General features: G+C 67.4%; 17 protein-coding genes and 1 tRNA gene. 11 read left to right on the forward strand and 7 right to left on the reverse strand.

Translation table 11 applies throughout. The features are described from left to right. Together CLV77_RS01740 and CLV77_RS01745 are read left to right on the forward strand one after the other, a co-directional pair. Nucleotides 1–1107, forward strand: coding sequence for an ABC transporter permease (locus CLV77_RS01740; RefSeq protein ID WP_076979534.1), 1107 nt, complete (start codon nt 1–3; stop codon nt 1105–1107). Next, nucleotides 1104–2705: an ABC transporter ATP-binding protein gene (locus CLV77_RS01745; RefSeq protein WP_076979533.1), complete on the forward strand. Its 1602-nt coding sequence runs from the start codon at nt 1104–1106 to the stop codon at nt 2703–2705. The genes CLV77_RS01740 and CLV77_RS01745 overlap by 4 nt, the downstream gene beginning before the upstream one ends. Before the next feature lie 91 nt (nt 2706–2796). Here the strand turns inward: CLV77_RS01745 and CLV77_RS01750 are convergent, their stop codons facing one another. Both CLV77_RS01750 and CLV77_RS01755 read right to left on the reverse strand, forming a co-directional pair. Further along, the gene (locus CLV77_RS01750; RefSeq protein ID WP_083707740.1) at nt 2797–4539 is read right to left on the reverse strand and encodes a D-alanyl-D-alanine carboxypeptidase family protein; all 1743 of its coding nucleotides are present in this window, start codon (nt 4537–4539) and stop codon (nt 2797–2799) included. 160 nt (nt 4540–4699) lie between these two features. Then, nucleotides 4700–5395: an HAD family hydrolase gene (locus tag CLV77_RS01755; protein ID WP_076979532.1), complete on the reverse strand. Its 696-nt coding sequence runs from the start codon at nt 5393–5395 to the stop codon at nt 4700–4702. Nucleotides 5396–5552: 157 nt separating this feature from the next. On the opposite strand from CLV77_RS01755, the gene clpS reads away from it, so the two are divergent. The 3 genes from clpS to CLV77_RS01770 are packed head-to-tail and all read left to right on the forward strand — an operon-like array spanning nt 5553 to nt 7756. Beyond that, a complete protein-coding gene (gene clpS, locus CLV77_RS01760) occupies nt 5553–5876 on the forward strand; it encodes an ATP-dependent Clp protease adapter ClpS (protein WP_076979531.1) in 324 nt (107 codons plus the stop codon). A gap of 18 nt (nt 5877–5894) precedes the next feature. Next, on the forward strand, nt 5895–6905 hold the full coding sequence (locus CLV77_RS01765; RefSeq protein ID WP_076979530.1) for a class I SAM-dependent methyltransferase: 1011 nt from the start codon (nt 5895–5897) through the stop codon (nt 6903–6905). Between the two features lie 41 nt (nt 6906–6946). Then, nucleotides 6947–7756: an SDR family NAD(P)-dependent oxidoreductase gene (locus tag CLV77_RS01770; protein ID WP_076979529.1), complete on the forward strand. Its 810-nt coding sequence runs from the start codon at nt 6947–6949 to the stop codon at nt 7754–7756. Nucleotides 7757–7815: 59 nt separating this feature from the next. On the opposite strand, the gene CLV77_RS01775 is transcribed toward CLV77_RS01770, so the two are convergent. Then, nucleotides 7816–8199: a hypothetical protein gene (locus CLV77_RS01775; protein ID WP_076979528.1), complete on the reverse strand. Its 384-nt coding sequence runs from the start codon at nt 8197–8199 to the stop codon at nt 7816–7818. Between the two features lie 102 nt (nt 8200–8301). Here CLV77_RS01775 and hemF point away from each other — a divergent pair, with 102 nt between their 5' ends. Then, nucleotides 8302–9195 carry an oxygen-dependent coproporphyrinogen oxidase gene (gene hemF, locus CLV77_RS01780; RefSeq protein WP_076979527.1) on the forward strand — a complete coding sequence of 298 codons (894 nt, stop codon included), beginning with the start codon at nt 8302–8304 and terminating at the stop codon, nt 9193–9195. A 6-nt stretch (nt 9196–9201) separates the two neighbouring features. Here the strand turns inward: hemF and CLV77_RS01785 are convergent, their stop codons facing one another. The 3 genes from CLV77_RS01785 to hemE all read right to left on the reverse strand — a co-directional run bounded on the left by CLV77_RS01785 (nt 9202) and on the right by hemE (nt 12207). Further along, complete coding sequence (locus CLV77_RS01785; RefSeq protein WP_076979526.1) at nt 9202–10119, reverse strand: hypothetical protein; 918 nt, start codon at nt 10117–10119, stop codon at nt 9202–9204. Beyond that, nucleotides 10116–11012: a hypothetical protein gene (locus CLV77_RS01790; RefSeq protein WP_076979525.1), complete on the reverse strand. Its 897-nt coding sequence runs from the start codon at nt 11010–11012 to the stop codon at nt 10116–10118. Before CLV77_RS01790 ends, CLV77_RS01785 begins: the two co-directional genes overlap by 4 nt. 163 nt (nt 11013–11175) lie before the next feature. Beyond that, nucleotides 11176–12207: a uroporphyrinogen decarboxylase gene (gene hemE / locus CLV77_RS01795; RefSeq protein ID WP_076979524.1), complete on the reverse strand. Its 1032-nt coding sequence runs from the start codon at nt 12205–12207 to the stop codon at nt 11176–11178. A 161-nt stretch (nt 12208–12368) separates the two neighbouring features. On the opposite strand from hemE, the gene hemC reads away from it, so the two are divergent. After that, nucleotides 12369–13316 carry a hydroxymethylbilane synthase gene (gene hemC, locus CLV77_RS01800; RefSeq protein ID WP_076979523.1) on the forward strand — a complete coding sequence of 316 codons (948 nt, stop codon included), beginning with the start codon at nt 12369–12371 and terminating at the stop codon, nt 13314–13316. Nucleotides 13317–13331: 15 nt separating this feature from the next. Here the strand turns inward: hemC and CLV77_RS01805 are convergent, their stop codons facing one another. Further along, entirely contained in the window at nt 13332–13907 is a 576-nt protein-coding gene (locus CLV77_RS01805) for a hypothetical protein (protein WP_143815112.1), read from the reverse strand. Between the two features lie 292 nt (nt 13908–14199). Between CLV77_RS01805 and CLV77_RS01810 the strand changes: the two genes are divergently transcribed. From CLV77_RS01810 to CLV77_RS01825, 4 genes are all read left to right on the forward strand, one after another. Beyond that, nucleotides 14200–14276, forward strand: a tRNA-Met gene (locus tag CLV77_RS01810). Between the two features lie 236 nt (nt 14277–14512). After that, nucleotides 14513–15466: an EamA family transporter gene (locus CLV77_RS01815; RefSeq protein WP_197685770.1), complete on the forward strand. Its 954-nt coding sequence runs from the start codon at nt 14513–14515 to the stop codon at nt 15464–15466. Nucleotides 15467–15651: 185 nt separating this feature from the next. Beyond that, nucleotides 15652–16788, forward strand: coding sequence for an ornithine cyclodeaminase family protein (locus CLV77_RS01820; RefSeq protein WP_076979521.1), 1137 nt, complete (start codon nt 15652–15654; stop codon nt 16786–16788). A gap of 34 nt (nt 16789–16822) precedes the next feature. After that, the gene (locus tag CLV77_RS01825) at nt 16823–17863 is read left to right on the forward strand and encodes a Bug family tripartite tricarboxylate transporter substrate binding protein (RefSeq protein ID WP_076979520.1); all 1041 of its coding nucleotides are present in this window, start codon (nt 16823–16825) and stop codon (nt 17861–17863) included. Nucleotides 17864–17910 lie beyond the last annotated feature (47 nt).

The raw sequence follows: 17910 nt of genomic DNA on the forward strand, positions 1-17910 counted from the left end.
ATGACCCTCTCCCCCCTCAACCAGAGACGCTGGCGCAACTTCCGCCGCAACCGCCGGGCCTATTGGTCGCTGGTGCTGTTCGTGCTGTTCTTCGGCCTGTCGCTCTTTGCCGAGCTTCTGGCCAACGACAAGCCGCTGCTGGTGAACTATCGCGGCGACTTCTATGTCCCCATCGCCAAGTTCTACCCCGAGACCGAGTTCGGCGGCGACTTCAAGACCGAGGCCATCTACCGCGATGTCGAGGTCGAATGCCTGATCGTCTCGGGCGGGCTCGACACCTGTTTCGACGCCCCCGAAGAGGTGCTGGCCGACGCGCAGGACGGGACCGTGGAGGGGCAGGCGATCGACAAGGGCTGGATGATCTGGCCGCTGATCCCCTATTCCTACAACACCATCGTCGACATTCAGGGCGTGGCCCCGTCGCCGCCCGACGCCAACAACTGGCTGGGCACCGACGACACCAAGCGCGACGTGCTGGCGCGGGTGATCTACGGCGTGCGCCTCAGCGTGATCTTCACCATCATCGTCACCGGCCTCGCCTCGCTGATCGGCATCTTCGCAGGCGCGGTGCAGGGCTTTTTCGGGGGCAAGACCGACCTGATCTTCCAGCGAATCCTGGAAATCTGGGCGTCGACCCCGTCGCTTTACGTGATCATCATCCTTTTCGCGATCCTCGGGCGCAGTTTCTGGCTGCTTGTCTTCGTGTCGGTGTTGTTCGGCTGGCCGGCGCTGGTGGGCGTGGTGCGGGCCGAGTTCCTGCGCGCGCGCAACTATGAATACGTCCGCGCGGCGCGGGCGCTGGGTGTGTCCAGCTGGAAGATCATGTTCCGCCACATGCTGCCCAACGCGATGGTGGCCACGCTGACGCTGCTGCCCTTCATCGTGTCGGGCACTATCGGGATGCTGGCCTCGCTGGACTTTCTGGGCTTTGGCCTGCCCTCGGCGCTGCCCTCGCTGGGCGAGCTGACGCTTCAGGCCAAGCAGAACCTGCAGGCCCCGTGGCTGGGCTTTACCGCGTTCATCACCTTCGCGGTGCTGCTGTCGCTGCTGGTCTTCATCTTCGAGGGGGTCCGCGATGCGTTCGACCCCAGAAAGACGTTTCAATGAGCCGCATACTGGATGTCCGGGATCTGGAGATCGCCTTTCGCCAGGACGGTGAGACCACGAGCGCCGTGCGCGGCGTGTCGTTTCACGTCGACACCGGCGAGACCGTGGCGCTGGTCGGCGAGTCGGGGTCCGGCAAGTCGGTGACCGCGCTGTCGACGGTTTCGCTTCTGCCCGACAGCGCCCGCATCTCGGGCTCGATCACCTATCAGGATCAGCAGATGGTCGGTGCCGACGAGGCGCTTTTGCGCAAGGTGCGCGGCAACGACATCAGCTTCATCTTTCAGGAACCGATGACCTCGCTGAACCCGCTGCACACGCTGGAAAAGCAGCTGGCGGAATCGCTGGCGCTGCATCAGGGGCTAAGCGGCAAACCCGCCCGCGAGCGTATCCTTGAGCTGTTGCATCAGGTCGGCATCCGCGACCCCGAAGAACGTCTTGGCGCCTATCCGCACCAGCTTTCGGGCGGCCAGCGGCAGCGGGTGATGATCGCGATGGCGCTGGCCAACGGCCCCGAGCTGCTGATCGCGGACGAGCCGACCACCGCGCTCGACGTGACCATTCAGGCGCAGATCCTTGATCTGCTGGCGGACCTGAAACAGCGGCTTGGCATGAGCCTTCTGTTCATCACCCACGATCTGGCCATTGTGCGCAAGATCGCCGACCGGGTCTGCGTCATGCAGGGCGGCGAGATCGTCGAGACCGGCCCCACGGCCGAGATCTTCGCCAACCCGCAGCATCCCTATACCCAGAAGCTTTTGGGCGCCGAGCCTTCGGGCCACCCGGCCCCGGTCCCCGCAGGCGCCCAAGAGGTGATCCGCACCGAGGATCTGCGCGTGTGGTTCCCCATCCAGCGTGGGCTTTTGAAACGCACCGTGGGTCATGTGAAAGCCGTCAACGCCGCGGACCTCGCGGTCCGTCAGGGCGAGACGCTGGGCGTGGTGGGCGAATCCGGTTCGGGCAAGACGACGCTTGCGCTGGCGATCATGCGGCTGATCTCGTCCGAGGGGCGGATCCTCTATGAGGGCGAGGATATTCAAGGCTGGCGCTCGGCCCAGCTGCGGCGGCTGCGCAAGGACATGCAGATCGTGTTCCAGGACCCCTACGGCTCGCTCAGCCCGCGCATGACGATCGAGCAGATCGTGTCCGAGGGGCTCAGCGTCCACGGGGTCGAACAGGGCCGAGACCGCCGCGAGATGGTGGCCGAGATCCTGACCGAAGTGGGTCTGCGCCCCGAGATGATGGACCGCTACCCGCATGAATTCTCGGGCGGGCAGCGGCAGCGCATCGCCATCGCCCGCGCCATGATCCTCAAGCCCCGCCTGCTGGTGCTGGACGAGCCGACGTCGGCGCTGGACATGACGGTGCAGGTGCAGATCGTCGACCTGCTGCGCGAGTTGCAGTCGAAATACGGGCTGGCCTATCTGTTCATCAGTCACGACCTGAAGGTGGTCCGCGCGCTCAGCCACAAGGTGATCGTGATGAAGCAGGGCGACATTGTCGAGGCCGGCGACAGCGAGACCGTGTTCGAGCGGCCCACCCATCCCTACACCCGCACCCTGCTGGCCGCGGCGTTCGACCTGCGGGCGGGCGCCGCCTGACGGGGCAGGGAGCGTTCTGCGACTGACATGAGAATGAAAAAAGGCGGCCCCGGGGGCCGCCTTTTTCAATCCACAGGGTGTCTTGCCGCGATCAGGGGCCGACGGTCAGGCAGGTCTGCTGACGGGCGGCCAGGCGGCGGCAGGCGAGGTCCGCGCGCTCTTCGCTGAGGCCCACGAAATTCGCCTCGAACCCGTTGGAGCGCTGGATGACCTTGCGCAGGGCCTGGTCCAGGGTCTCGATCTCGGCCAGGGCGGTCTTGAGCAGGATCCGCTCGGCCGCGTCGCGCGACGGGAACTTGCCCAGGGTAATCGCCCAGTGGCGGCCGCCGGAAGTGGAGGCGCGGGTGACGACCTCCCGCGGGCGGGGATCGACCAGGCTGCGTGTGGCGGTGACATAGGTTGGCTTGCCATTGCCGCGGATCGCGCTTGCGGCTGCGGGCGCGGCGACGGGGGCCGGAACCGCGGCAGCGACGGCCTGGGCCACCGAGGCGGGTGCCTCTTGCAGGGCGGGTTCGTCCGCTGCGGGGGCGACCTCGGCCAGGGCGGCAAGCGTTGCGGGGGCGGCAGGGGCGGCGGCGATGGCTGCCACGACCGCGACCTCGACCTCTGTCTCGCTCAGGCGCGCGGGGCGGCCGATCGGGGCGATGGCGGCGATGCGGGCGGGCTGCGCGGCCTCGACCGCCGATGCGGTTTCGGCGGCGACGGCCCCGCCGATGGCGTTGGCCAGGGCCGAATCCACGCCCTCTTTCAGCGCCGCGATCATCTCGGTCGGCGGCGCCGCGGGGGCCGGTCGGGCGGTCGGGCGCTGGCTGCGGTCGATGGCGGTGACGATGCGGATCGTCTTGCCTGCAACGCGCGACCCGGTGGCCTCGGCGACGGCATCCTCGATGTCGCCGTTGGTGGTGCGGGCCACGGCGGGTCCGATGTAGGGAAGCTTGGCGGGTTTTCTGACCGCCACCCGGCTGGGGGCGCGGCGGAAGCCCAGATCCATCAGCTCGGCGACCTTGGCGTTGCGCGTGGCCGAGGAGCGGCCGCCGAAGACGGTGACGATCACGCGTTCCTGGCCCCGTTCGGCCGAGGCCACGAGGTTGAAGCCGGCGGCGCGGGTATAGCCCGTCTTGATCCCGTCGGCCCCGGTGTAAGAGCCCAGGAAGCGGCGGTTGGTGTTCGAAACCTGCTTGATCCCGGCATAGGTCGAGCGGCGGGAGAACAGGTTGTAATACTGCGGATAGTCATAGAACAACCGGCGTCCCAGCAGCGTCATGTCCTCGGCCGTGGACAGGTGGCCGTCTGCGGTCAGGCCGTGGGCGTTGCGGAAGGTGCTGTTGCGCATGCCGATCGCCTTGGCGGTCCGGTTCATGCGGCGGGCGAAAGCTGCCTCGGACCCCGATACCGCTTCGCCAAGAGCGGTGGCGGCGTCGTTGGCCGATTTCACGGCGGCTGCGCGAATCAGGTAGCGGATGGCGATCTTCTGGCCCGGCTTCAGCCCCAGCTTGGAGGGCGGCTCGGACGCGGCATTGCGCGAGATCGTGACCTCAGTGTCCAGCGACAGCTCGCCCCGCTCGACCGCTTCGAAGGTGATGTAGAGGGTCATCATCTTGGTCAGCGAGGCCGGGTGAAGGCGGGTTTCGGCGTTGCGGGAATGCAGGACCTCGCCCGTGCGGGCGTCAATCACCATGGCGGCATAGGGGGCCGCGGCTGCACCTAGAGGAAGAAGCAGCAACAGGGCTGCCAGGACATAGCTCGCAAGCCATGCAAGTCTGAATTGCTCGGGACGCCTGTGCACGTCGGATACCTGTCTTTGCCTCGTCTCCGATTCATTGACCGGAAACATGTTATTTTTATGAACTGTAACACGCGTTTGCGGAATTTTAAACAGCTGTCCCTTGCTGAGACCGTTCATACGCTTCTGCGTTTTTGAGAGCCTTCCGTATAGGCGCCGATCAACCGGGGGGTGTGGCCCTGCCGTTCTGGGGGGCAGGGCCGGTCAGGGGCTAAAGCCGGCGCAGCAGCTCGGGCAGCGCGCCCAGGCGCTCGACCAGGCGGAAGCGGGGGTGATCGCGGGGCGGCTCGGCATGTTCCAGTTCCCAGGTCAGGTCGTGGGGAACGTGGATGCCCCAGCTTCCGGCTTCCAGCGCCGGGATCACGTCCGAGCGTAGCGAGTTGCCGATCATCACCGCCCGCTCGGCCCCGTCGCCGTGGCGGCGGAACAGGCGGTCATAGGTCTCGGCGGTCTTCTCCGAGACGATCTCGACCGCGTCGAACCGCTCTCCCAGCCCCGACTGGGCCAGCTTGCGCTCCTGGTCCAGCAGGTCGCCCTTCGTGATGAGCACCAGGCGGAAGTCGGGCGCCAACGTCTCGATCGCCTGGTCGACATCGGGCAACAGCTCGATCGGGTGGCTCAGCATCTCGCGGCCGGCCTCCATGATCTCGGCGATGACGGCTGCGGGAATCTTGCCGCCCGTCACCTCGATCGCGGTTTCGATCATCGACAGGGTAAAGCCCTTGATGCCGTATCCATAATGGCCAAGGTTGCGCCGTTCGGCCGCCAGAAGCCTTTCGTGCAGGCTTTCGGTATCGGTGTGCGGCGCCAGCAGATCGGTGAACCGCTCCTGGGTGAGGCGGAAGAACTGCTCGTTGTGCCACAGGGTGTCGTCGGCGTCGAAACCGATGGTGGTCAGTCGTGTCATGTGTCTCTCCGCGCCGGAATCCGGCAGGTTCTGCCATGATTGCGTGATACTGTCACGGCGTGCTCTTTTCATGGAGCTTCAAGGTCATATATTGTTCAATCAGCCCGCACCGACGACTTACCCCTCGTGGAGAACCAGATTGACCCTTCCTGCGAACATGATGGCCGATAATCCGGACAAACCGGACGATGACGCCGGTGTCATCACGAAGGCCAAATCCAAGACCCAGCGCCCGCCGCTCTACAAGGTGATGCTGCTGAACGACGATTATACTCCGATGGAATTCGTGGTCCACGTGCTGGAGCGGTTTTTCGGCATCAATCACGCTCAGGCGGTCGAGATCATGCTGGTCGTGCACAAGAAAGGGCTGGCGGTCGTCGGCATCTTCAGTCACGAGATCGCCGAGACCAAGGTGGCGCAGGTGATGGATTTCGCCCGCCGGCACCAGCACCCCCTGCAATGCACGATGGAAAAGGAATAGGGCCCGGCCCGCCTTGCCATGACCGAACACCGACTTTCCCTCGCGCTCGGATCGGGCGCGCTTTCGCTGCCGCCATCGGGGCGGATCTGTCTTCACGGCGCCAACGCCGAGGCCGGGTTGCACCGGCTGGACGACGTGGCGCCCGAGCGGCTTCTTGCGATCCAGGGCTTCCGCCCCGAGCATGACGCCCTGGCCCGGCAGGGGCTTGAGGTCACGACCAACCTGCCCGAACCGGAGTCCTGCGCCGCCGTGCTCGTTCAGGCGCCGCGCGCCCGCGCCCGCGCGCACCAGATGCTGGCCGAGGCCTGGGAGATGGTGGCGCCCGGGGGGCTGATCCTGCTGGACGGGCAGAAGACCGACGGTATCGAGGGGCTTCAGAAGGACCTGCGCAAGCGGCTCGATCTGGAGGGGGTCTTTTCCAAGGCGCACGGCAAGCTTGTGTGGTTCAACCGGGGGGAGGGGGCGCCGCTGGCCGATTGGTCCGCGCCCGACATCCGCTCCCCCGAGGGTTTCGAGACCCGCGCCGGAGTTTTCTCCGCCGAGGCGGTCGATCCAGGCTCGGCCCTGCTTTTGAAACATCTGCCGCCGCTCAAGGGACGGGTGGCGGACCTGGGGGCAGGCTGGGGCTATCTGGCCCGCGGCATCCTGCAATCGCCCGACGTCACCCACCTCGACCTGGTCGAGGCCGACCGCAGCGCGCTGGACTGCGCCCGGGCGAACATCGACGATCCCCGCTCCCAGTTCCTGTGGGAAGACGCGACCGAGATGGCGCCGCCGGCCGAGCTTTACCACACCATCGTCACCAACCCGCCCTTCCACGTCGGACGCGCGGCCCAACCCGCCCTGGGCGCGGCTTTCATCACACGCGCGGCACGGCTGCTGCGCCCCTCGGGGGTGCTGTGGCTTGTGGCAAACCGGCACCTGCCTTATGAAGCGCCGTTAGCCGCGGCGTTCGGACGGGTCGAAACCGTGACCACCGAAAGCGGCTACAAGGTGATGCAGGCGTCCAAACCCCGCAGATCACGCTAGGGCGGCCCCGCGCCGCCCGCGTACGAAGCGAAAGGTGCAGAATGTCGTTTTCCATCGCTGGCCGCACGGCCATCGTCACGGGGGCCGCCAATGGCGTCGGCCTCGCCATCGCCCGGCATTTCGTCTCTCAGGGGGCCAATGTCGTCTTTGCCGACATGGACGAAAAGCGCCTGAAGGCCGAGGTCGGCAAGGTGGATGACGAAGAAAGCGCCGCGCGCTACTTCGCCGGCGACCTGCGCGAGAAGCTCAACATCGCGAACCTGCTGTCGCTGACGCTCGACGCCTTCGACCGGGTCGATATTCTGGTCAATGCGGCGCGCCAGGTCATGCCGACCGATCCGCTGGATGGCGACGATGATTCGGTCGAGATGCTGATGCAGCAGAACGTGCTGGCCGCGTTGCGCCTCAGCCAGTTGGTCGCCAAGCGCATGATCAAGCAGGGCGGCGAGGGGGCAAGCGATGCCGCCCAAGTCGGGTCGATCATCAACCTGTCATCCATCGCCGCGCGCCGCACCCACCCCGAACTGATGGGCTATTCCATCGCCGCTGCCGCCTCCGAACAGATGACCCGCTCGCTTGCCCTGGCCCTGGCGCCCGAACGCATCCGGGTAAACGCTGTGGCCTTCGGAAGCGTGATGTCCGCCAGCCTCAAGCGTTACCTGAAAGAGCATGAGGAACTGCGCGAGGAGATCACCGACACGACGCCGCTTGGCCGGATCGCGCGGGCCTCGGAGCTGGCCAACACGGTGCAATACCTGGCCTCGGACGCCTCGAGCTTTGTCACCGGCTCGGTCGTGACGGTGGACGGCGGGCGCACCGTGCTCGACACGATCAGCCTGCCCGCCCACTAGTCCGGCCCAGTCACCTGAGCCAGTGGCACGGGTCTGCACCTGAAGCCGCCTGATCGGAATCAGCTTGGGTAGCGTGCCTGGCACTGCCGTGCCCGGTCGGCCGCGCGGCGGGCAAGCTCGCGCTCCTTGCGCTCCAGCTCTTCCAGCTTGCGACGCTCTGCGGCCAGATCGATGCTGACGGGCTTGCGCTGTTCGCTCACCCGGTTGTCCCAGCATCCCTGCACGCCGGCCACGCCGGCGCGGGTGCCGGTGCAGACGCGGAACTGGGGCGTCACCCGCGTCTCGGTGGTCATGGCATAGCCACGGTCGAGGTTCTGGCGGGTTTCGTCGATCAGGCTGCGCACGACGCGCAGATCCTTGGTGCCCTCGGCGATGCAGCGTTGCTGCGGGGTCGCGCATGCGGCAAGAAGTCCGAGCAGGGGCAAAAGAGCCAGGGATCGCATTGTGCCGTCCTTTGCTGAAGATAGATTGGCCGTGGACCGGGCGCCCTGGACGCAGGAATTGCGTCGGACCCCGTGCCGCAGAACACGATAGGGAACCGCCGCATGACAGACAACTTCGATGATCGAAAGCGCACCGCATCGGCCTGGTTTCGCCAGTTGCGCGACCGCATCGTCGCCGCCTTCGAGGGGCTGGAGGACAGCCAGCGCGACGGGCCCTTCGCCGCCCTGCCGGCCGGACGCTTCGAGATGACCGAGACCAGGCGGCGCTCGGACGACGGGTCGGACGCCGGCGGCGGGCTTATGAGCGTGATGCGCGGCGGGCGGCTGTTCGAGAAGGTCGGCGTCAACATCTCGACCGTGCACGGTGAGCTGGGAGAGCGGGCGCAGGCCGCGATGGCCGCGCGCAAGGGCATCCCCGGCATGAAGGAGGATCCGCGGTTCTGGGCCTCGGGGATCTCGCTGGTTGCCCACATGCAGAACCCGCACACCCCGTCGGTCCACATGAACACCCGCATGTTCTGGACGCCCCACGCCTGGTGGTTCGGCGGCGGCACCGACCTGAACCCCGCGCTGGAGTATGACGAGGACACGGCCTTCTTCCACAAGGTATTGGAAGAGGCCTGCGCCCCCCATGACGCGGGCTACTACCCCCGCTTCAAGGAATGGGCGGATGAGTATTTCTATGTCCCCCACCGCCACCGCGCGCGGGGCGTCGGCGGCATCTTCTACGACGATCTCAACACCAGCGACTGGGAGAGGGATTTCGCCTTCACCAAGGCCGTGGGCGAGGCGTTTCTGCCGGCCTATCAACCCCTGGTCGAAAAGCGCCGCACCACGGCCTGGAGCAAGGACGACAAGCAGCGCCAGCTTGAGCATCGCGGCCTCTATGCCGAGTATAACCTGGTCTACGACCGGGGAACGAAATTCGGGCTTGAGACGGGCCACGACGCGACCGCCGTCCTGATGAGCCTGCCGCCGCTGGCAAGCTGGCCCTGATCCCGGCTAGCGCGCGGCCAGGCGGTGCGGACGGGGGCCGGGTCCCTGCGTGACCGTGTCGGCGTCATAGGTTGGACGCTCCGGGTCGAGGTCAACATCCTCGGTGCCGGGCGGGCCCCAGTCCGGGGCGAGGCCTGGCCTTTCTTCCCCGGGAGGGGCGGTTTCGGCCGGACCGGGCGGATCCAGCGTCGCGAACCTTGCCCTTGCGCCTAACGTGACGCTGTAGCCGGGGCCAGCGGCAGGGGTGGCCGTGAACTCGATCCTCTCGATCACGCAATTGCCGCTGCGGCCCCGGATCGCCGCGCAGATCCGGCGGGCATGCTGGTAATAATCGGCGCGGGCCCGGGCCAGGTCCTCGGGCGGCATGGGGGCGACGTGTGCCTTCAGGCGCATTCGCGTGCGCCAGGGCGTGTATTCCGCCCCCTCCATGGGGATCGCGCCGATCTCGTCGCGCGGGCTGAAGGCCAGGCTGGCCTGCAACCGCCATCGCCCGTCGCCCATCCGTTCGGCACCTGCCTCTTGCACCACGCAGCGCCGCGCGAAGCTAGCCAGAAGCGCCGTGCATTCCGCCTGCATGTGACGCGCGGCGCGGGCCTCGGCGTAGAGGTCTTCCAGCGCCGGGGGCGGGGGCGCCTCTCCCGGGGCCAGCAGATCGGCCAGGCTGACGACGGTGGCGAAAGTGACCACGCGGGCCGGGCCCAGGCTGTCGGGGTCGAAGACGGCGCTGACGTGGCGGCGTTCGCGGGCCCGGGCCTCACGCTCCAGGTCGCCCAGCCTGCGGTGATCCACCACCTCGGCCGGCAGGGCGCTGGCGGTGCCGGCGACCGGGGCGCGGGCCGCCCCGCCCCCCATGCCGTTGAGAAGCACGTAAGGGACCGCAGCGATGCTGAGGCCCATGAAGACGAGGGTGCGCAGGACGGTCACGGATCCGACCCCACAGGGGCGGGCCAGATCGCGGCCAGATCGCCGCCCGCCGCCCGCGTCAGCAGATCCGTGCGCAGGTCGCGCGCCGCGCGAGGCAGCGCGGCCGGGGCGGCGGCCAGCACATGATCGCTGCGGGACAGGAGCACGGGGCGCCCCCCGGTGACGGGGATCGCGGCGTCCGGGGCCGGGCGGGGCGCGACGACCCTGCCGTCTGCCCGACGCGCGAAATCCTCAAACCAGCGCACATAGACCGGGAGAGGCCGGCCATCCGCGTTGATCCAGGGCAGGGGCGGCAGGCATTCCTCGGTCCCGGCCAAGAGGAATCGGACGGGGATGCCCGGAGCAGGGTCCAGAAGACCCGAGGGGGTGGCGCCGACCACCGTGATCCGGGCAATCCGAACGCCGGGGGCGGGACGAACCTCCCACAAGGTGCCGCCCGCCAGGCTTTGCAGCACCAGGTGAAGCGGCGCCGAGCTGTCGTTCAGATCCACCCCGACCAGCCGCAGGGCGTTCAGCCCCGCCACGCCTTCGGACATGGCGGCGGGCAGGTCCCTCGGGCCCGCCCCCTTCACCTGGCGCAACACGGACAACGCGCTTGCGGCCAGGTCCCTGTCTTCCAAGGTGGCCAGCGGTGCCGCCGTGCCGCCCCCGGCGTTGGCCAGGTCGACAAGCACCTCGCCCGCGCCACCCGTGCCCGGTTCACACCCCGAGGCGGGTGTCATCATCATCACCGCGCCGGGGGGCAGCGGGTCTGCGACGGGATCCCCCTGTCCGCCAAGGGCGGCCAGGCCTGTCCGGCCCGGGGGCGCAGGCAACAGCGTTCCGGGCCCGCACAGCAGGACGAACACCATCAGCAGGGTGCCAAGGACCAGACCTGTGTTGTGGACGCCCATTCCGCCATCCCATCCGCCGCCCGACCGGGCCGTTCCCGCGCGATAAGGGGGGAAGGGTGGGGCGGCAGTGGGGCGAAGATCGGGAATTTTGCCGGGTGGGGCGGAATCGAAAAGGGGCGCCGGTGCGGACCGACGCCCCCTTGATCGGCCTGTGACCTGTGCCTCAGCCGCGCAGGGCGCGCAGCATGACATTGACGTTCTCGGGGTCGGCCTCGGGGGTGATGCCGTGGCCGAGGTTGAAGATGTGCGGCCCGCCCGCGAAGGCGTCGCGGATGCGCTTGGTCTCGTCGATCAGGGCCTGTCCGCCGGTGATCATGTGCTGCGGCGCCAGGTTGCCCTGCACGCAGCCGTCCTTCTGCACATTCTCGGCCGCCCAGTCGGCACTGACCGAGTTGTCGATCGCCACGCAATCGGCGCCCGTCGCCTTGGCAAAGCCGATGTAGCGGTCTCCCGCCTCGCGCGGGAAGGCGATGATGGGCGTGTCGGGATAGCGGCTTTTCAGGGCTGCGATGATCTTGCGCGCGGGTTCCAGCGCGTAGCGGTCAAATGCCTCGCCCCGCAGGGAGCCGGCCCAGCTGTCGAAAAGCTTTACCACCTCGGCCCCGGCCTCGATCTGGGCCGAGAGATACTGGATGGTCGACTCGGTCAGCAGGTCCATCAGCGCGTCGAACGTGGCCTGGTCCTCGCGCATCAGCTTGTGGGCCGGGCCCTGGTCGGGGGTGCCGCGACCTGCGATCATGTAGGTTGCCACGGTCCAGGGCGCGCCCGCGAAACCGATCAGCGTGGTTTCCGCCGGCAGGCTCTCGCGCAGGATCCGCACGGTCTCGTAGACCGGTGCCAGGTGATCGTGGATCGCATCGGCCGGGGCCATCCGCGCCAGGTCCTGGGCCGAGGTGATGGTCGACAGGCGCGGACCCTCGCCCGCGACGAAGGTCAGGTCGGCCCCCAACGCGTCGGGAATCAGCAGGATGTCGGCGAACAGGATCGCGCCGTCGAACCCGTAGCGCCGGATCGGCTGAAGCGTGACCTCGGCGGCCAATTCGGGCGTGTAGCACAGGCTGAGGAAATCGCCCGCCTGGGCGCGTGTCGCCTTGTATTCCGGCAGGTAACGCCCGGCCTGACGCATCAGCCAGACGGGCGGCACGTCCTGCACCTCTCCCGCCAGCGACCTGAGCAGCTTTTTCGTCTGTGTCATCTTCGCTCCCTGCGCCAATTCGCCGTGGTTATCGGGGTTTCGCGCCCTTATAACAACCCCGACCGGGCGGGCTGCGGCCGCAGGGCGCAACCACCGTGCGGCGGTGCCGCCCGCGCCGCCATCCGCCCCGCGCGAAACGCAACGACAAGAAGGCAGTCGCAATGACCGCAGACCGACCGACCCCCGACGCCCCGCTCAAGATCGGGACCCGTGGCTCTCCGCTGGCGCTGGCCCAGGCGCACGAGACCCGCGACCGGCTGGCGCGGGCCTTCGATCTGGACCCGGCGGCCTTCGAGGTGGTGGTCATCAAGACGACCGGCGACATCGTGCTGGACCGCCCCCTGAAGGAGATCGGCGGCAAGGGCCTGTTCACCAAGGAGATCGAGGAGGCGATGCTGTCGGGCGCCATCGACCTGGCCGTCCACTCGATGAAGGACATGCCGGTCGAACAGCCTGCGGGGCTGGTCCTCGACACCTATCTTCCGCGCGAGGATCCGCGCGACGCCTTCGTCTCGCGCGAGGTGTCGGCGATCGCCGAACTGCCCCAGGGCGCGACCGTCGGCTCCTCAAGCCTGCGTCGCCGGGCCCAGCTCGCGGCCCGGCGCCCCGACCTGAACCTGGTCGAGTTTCGCGGCAACGTGCAGACCCGCATGCGCAAGCTGGACGATGGCGTGGCGCTGGCGACCTTCCTGGCCATGGCCGGGCTGAACCGCCTTGGCATGGCCGAGGTGGCCAAGGGCGCCATCGACACCGAGGAGATGCTGCCGGCGGTGGCCCAGGGCGCCATCGGCATCGAGCGGCGTGCCGACGATCATCGGGTGGCTGCCATGCTTGAGGCCATTCACGACGCCGACACCGCCCTGCAACTGGCGGCCGAGCGGGCCTTCCTGGCGGCGCTGGACGGCTCCTGCGAGACGCCGATCGCGGGGCTTGCGCGGCTGGAGGGTGGCACCCTGACCCTGCGCGGCGAGATCCTGCGCCCCGACGGCTCGGACGTGCTGGACGACAAGGCAGAGGCCCCGGCCGAAGATGGCGCGGCGCTGGGGCGCGAGATGGGGCTGAGGTTGCTGGAACGCGGCGGACCGGGGTTCTTCGACTGGCGCGGCTAAGCGTGGGCGGGCCCCTCAGCCCGCGTTGAACTTCCGCGGTTCGGTCAGGACCAGCGGCGGCGGTCGCGAGACGGGGCGCGCCCCGCCGCGCAGAAGCTCGCGATGTTCCTCGGCCGTCGGCACCGTGTGCACGGTGGGCGATCCGGGGGCGGGCAGGGCGGCTGTGAGGTCCTTCACCCCCGCCATCGTCATTCCATAGCTGCGATAGGTATCGAAGGCGGGCGCCTGCCCGGCAGGCCCGTCCGCGGATTGCTCGGCGAGGCGGGCGGCATGATCGCTCATCCATTGGCGCGCGGTCTCGCGAATCTGCGACAGCCGGGTCCAGAGGTGGGTGGTCGCCGCCGTCTTCGCGGCCTCCAGATCCCGGTGCATGAGGCTCCAGCGGTCCAGCATCTGCTCGGCGATGCGCACCTCGATCGCCGCAAGCTCGGCGGCGCGGGTCAGAAACAGCGCCTCGCCCGCCTCGCCGTCGACGCTTGGCAGGAAGGGCGCGGGCCCGGCCAACAGGGTCGAGACAACGAAATCCGCCGCCCTGCGGTTGCAGGCCGTCATGTCGAAACGATGCGCGATTTCCGCTCGGGTTCTCAGCACGCCTGGATAACCTGTATTCTGCCTCTGCGGCCCCGCTGGGAGCGGCTTTTCACCGCCGAATTCAAGTTCCCGAGCAGGGTCCGATACTTAATCATATCATGACTTTGTCCTTCGGCGAAGTATTTCGACAAGGCCCGCCCGTCTTTCCGACCGATTGCGCCACCGACCCGCCATTCCCCGACCGGTCGTCCACGCTCTCGCCCCGCGCGGGCAGGGCGCAAAAATCCCCCTCTCGGCCGTGCTTTTCGCCTTGACGGCCTGCGGCACCTCTTTTACCTACGCCCACGCCTATGGCGGAGTAGCTCAGCTGGTTAGAGCAGCGGAATCATAATCCGCGTGTCGGGGGTTCAAGTCCCTCCTCCGCTACCATTTCCCCCACCTTGAAAATCCGAGTTCGAGCTGAGGGCGCGCATGCGCCTTCGGGGATTTCGCGCACCCGGTTGTCGTGGCTCGGCGTCATCAACAGCCCACGGACAAAGGCGGGGTTGCGGACGGCCTTTCCGTATCAAGGAACCGCGTTCCAATCCCTCTGGCCGATCGCCGGGCCACGGGGCTAGGGATGGGGCGGGCCGCGCCGGACGTGGCCGCCGACGGGAGCCTGTGCCTTGGAAAGCGAAACTTTCGGTCAACTGCTGGCGCTTGCCTCGGCCTGTTCCTTCTCGGGCTCCAACCTTGCCATTTCACGCACGACCGCGTCGGGTGGCGACAAGGGGGTAATGTTCTCGGTTCTGGTGACCTTGGGCTTCTCGGGCGTTCTGTGGTGGATCGCCGGCAGCGGCGCCGGGATCTTCCAATCGCTGAGCGCGCAGGAGGTGACGGGCATCCTCTGGTTCGCCATTGCGGGGATCAGCGCGATGGTTTTCGGCCGGACGCTGCTTTACCAGTCCGTGCGGCGGCTTGGGGTGTTGCGGGCCTCGGCCGTGAAGCGTCTGAACCCGTTCTTCTCGGTCCTGCTGGCCGCGCTGATCCTGCACGAGACGATCACCGGGCCCGACATGGCCGGCATCGTGCTGATCGCCATCGGATTCGGCCTGCTGATCTACGAACGGATGAGCCATGCCGCCCCGATTGCCCAGGCGAGCACTGGCGCGGGCGGCGGCCCGGCGGCCGTGGCGACCCGCTTGCCTGCCGCGGCCTACGTGGTGGGCGTGCTGGCGGCCCTGTCCTATGCATTTGCCTATGTCACCCGGAAGATCGGGCTTGGGTACTTGCCCGACCCAGCGCTGGGCACATTCATCAGCGCGGCGACCGGGCTTGTCGTCTTCTGTTTGCTGGGCCTTTTCTCGTCCCGGCACCGGGCCAACCTGGCGGGGATCTTCCGCCATCTCGACCGCTGGATCGTGCTTTCGGCGGTTCTGGTGTCGAGCGGACAGATTCTCCTTTTCGCGGCGCTGGCCTACGAGTCGGTGTCGACGGTGGTGATGATCGCCTCGCTCGAGGTGTTCGTTTCGATGTTCCTGTCGGTTGTCGTCTTCCGGCTGGAGCTGCGGCCCGGCCTGCCGGTGATCCTTTCGGCCGTTTTCGCCACCATGGGCGTGGTGCTGGTCGCCGGGGGCTGATCCCGGCTTTTCCCAATGCTTTCAATTGCTGGAAGGGGGTGCGGCGCGCCCCGGCAAACCGGCGGACCCAGCAAGCTGAAAATCAGCTTCCTTGGCGCTGTTTATCGTTCCTATATATGGACCGGCTTTCCATTGACCTGAACGCGGCGCGAAACCTATGGTGGTGGAGGGAGGACTGAAATCGCATGCTCATTGTCGATAACGCGCTGGTGGCACGGCTACTGGACATGCCCGGCTGCATTGCCGCGCAGGAAAGCGCATTTGCCGGCCTCGACAGCGGTCGATCGATCCATCGGCCGCGCATCGACATGTACGTGCCGTGCCAGCGCGATGACGGTTATTATCGCTGGGGCACGATGGAGGGGGCCAACAACGGCGTCTTCGCCATCCGCATGAAATCGGACATCGTCCACTGGCCCCGGGCCGAGGACGGCACCTGGACCGAAGAGAAATACTGCGTCGAGCCCGGGACCTTCTGCGGGCTGATCATGCTGATGTCCACCGAGACGGGCGAGCCGCTGGCTTTCATCAACGACGGCGCGTTGCAGCACATGCGCGTCGGCGGCGGCGCCGCGCTGGGCGCCAAATACCTGGCGCGCGAGGATGCCGAGACCGTGGGCATGATCGGCTCGGGCGGCATGGCCCGCACCTTTCTCGAGGGGTTTACCTGTGTCCGGTCGATCAAGCGGTGCCGGGTCTTTTCCCCCAGCCGCGCCAATCGCGAATCCTTCGCCACCGAGATGTCCGACAAGCTGGGGGTCGAGGTCATTCCCGTGGCCACGGCCCGGGAGGCGGTCGCGGGCTGCGATATCCTGAGCACCTGCACCGACAGCATGGAGCCGGTCTATGACGCCGACTGGCTGGAGCCGGGAATGCACGTCACCAACCTGGGCCGCCGCGAGATGCCCGAGGAGGCGATGCCGAAATTCGACGTGGTGATCCGCCAGGGCACCGCCGGGCTTCAGATGGAGCAGACCGAGCGCTTCCAGGCCGAACGGGGCCACTCCCCCGCCGCCTTCATCGGCGGCACCGCCGAGGAGATGGAGCGCCTGCCCAAGCCCAACCCGCGCCCCGGCTTCGGCGGCGACGATCCGAAATTCACCGATCGGGGGCAGGGCGGGTCAAAGCCCGATTTCTGCGCCCTCATCAACGGACGCGCTGCCGGGCGCCAGAACGACCGGCAGATCACGTTCTACCGAAATGTGGGCAACCAGGGCCTGCAATTCTCGGCGGTGGGCCAGCTGGTCTACCGGAAGGCCCTTGCCGAAGGGGGCGCCCGGGAAATTCCGACCGAATGGTTCCTGCAGGACATTCGTAACTGAGACCGACGTTTCACTATTCCAAGGGAGGACTAACATGAGACGCATTTTTCTGAAGGGCCTGGCGGCAACGACCGCGGTGGCACTTTCGCTCGGGGCTGGCGCCATGCCCTCGGTCGCCGAGACGGCAGCCGAGTTCTACAAGGGCAAGAAGGTCAAGTTCATCGTGCCCTACAAGCCCGGTGGCGGTTATGACGAATACGCCCGCCTGCTGGCACCTTCGCTGGAAAAGCAGACCGGCGCACGGGTCGAGATCGTCAACATGCCCGGTTCGGGCGGCATGAAGGGCGCCAACGAGATCTTCAACTCGCCCGCCGACGGCCTGACCATCGGCATCATCAACGGCTCTGCCATGGTCACCAACGAACTGGCCGGCATCAAGGGCGCCGACTACCGGGTTGCCGACTACAACTTCCTGGGCCGGGTCGTGGCCGACCAGCGTGTGCTAGCCGTCTCGACCAAAAGCGGCATCGAGACCTATGACGACATGCTCAAGTCCGACAAGCCGATCCTGCTGGGGGCCACGGGCCTTGGCGGTTCGACCTATGTGGACGCGGTCGTGATCGGGCAGATCATGGGCAACAACCAGAAGGTCATCCACGGCTTCAACAGCTCGTCCGACGTGCGCCAGGCGCTGCTGCGCGGCGACATCCAGGGCATGTGGGGATCCTACGGTTCGGCCCGCAAGGGCGTGCAGTCGGGCGATTTCCGGATCGTCACCCACTCGGCCAAGGAGGGCAGCAAGAACACCCCCGACATCCCGAGTGTGTTCGAATTCGCCGCCAAGACCGCGGACCCGGCCAAGTCCGAGGAAATCCTTGAGGCATGGGATGCGCTGTCGGCCGTCGGTCGCCCCGTCGCGGCCCCTCCGGGCGTGCCGGAAGACCGGATCGAGTTCCTTCAGGCTGCCTTCTCCAGCGCGATGGAAGCGCCCGAGTTCGTCGACAAGGCCAAGAAGGCCAAGCGCGAGGTCGAGTATATCGACGGCAAGGCAATGGCCGCACTGGCCAAGAAGGCCACGCAGCTGACGCCCGAGATCAAGGACCTGTTCGTCGCCGCCATCCGCGGCGAGATCTGATCCCCTCGACCTGACCTTTCCGGCGGCAGGGCCTTTCCTGCCGCCGG

Source organism: Brevirhabdus pacifica, assembly GCF_002797755.1.
GTDB lineage: Bacteria > Pseudomonadota > Alphaproteobacteria > Rhodobacterales > Rhodobacteraceae > Brevirhabdus > Brevirhabdus pacifica.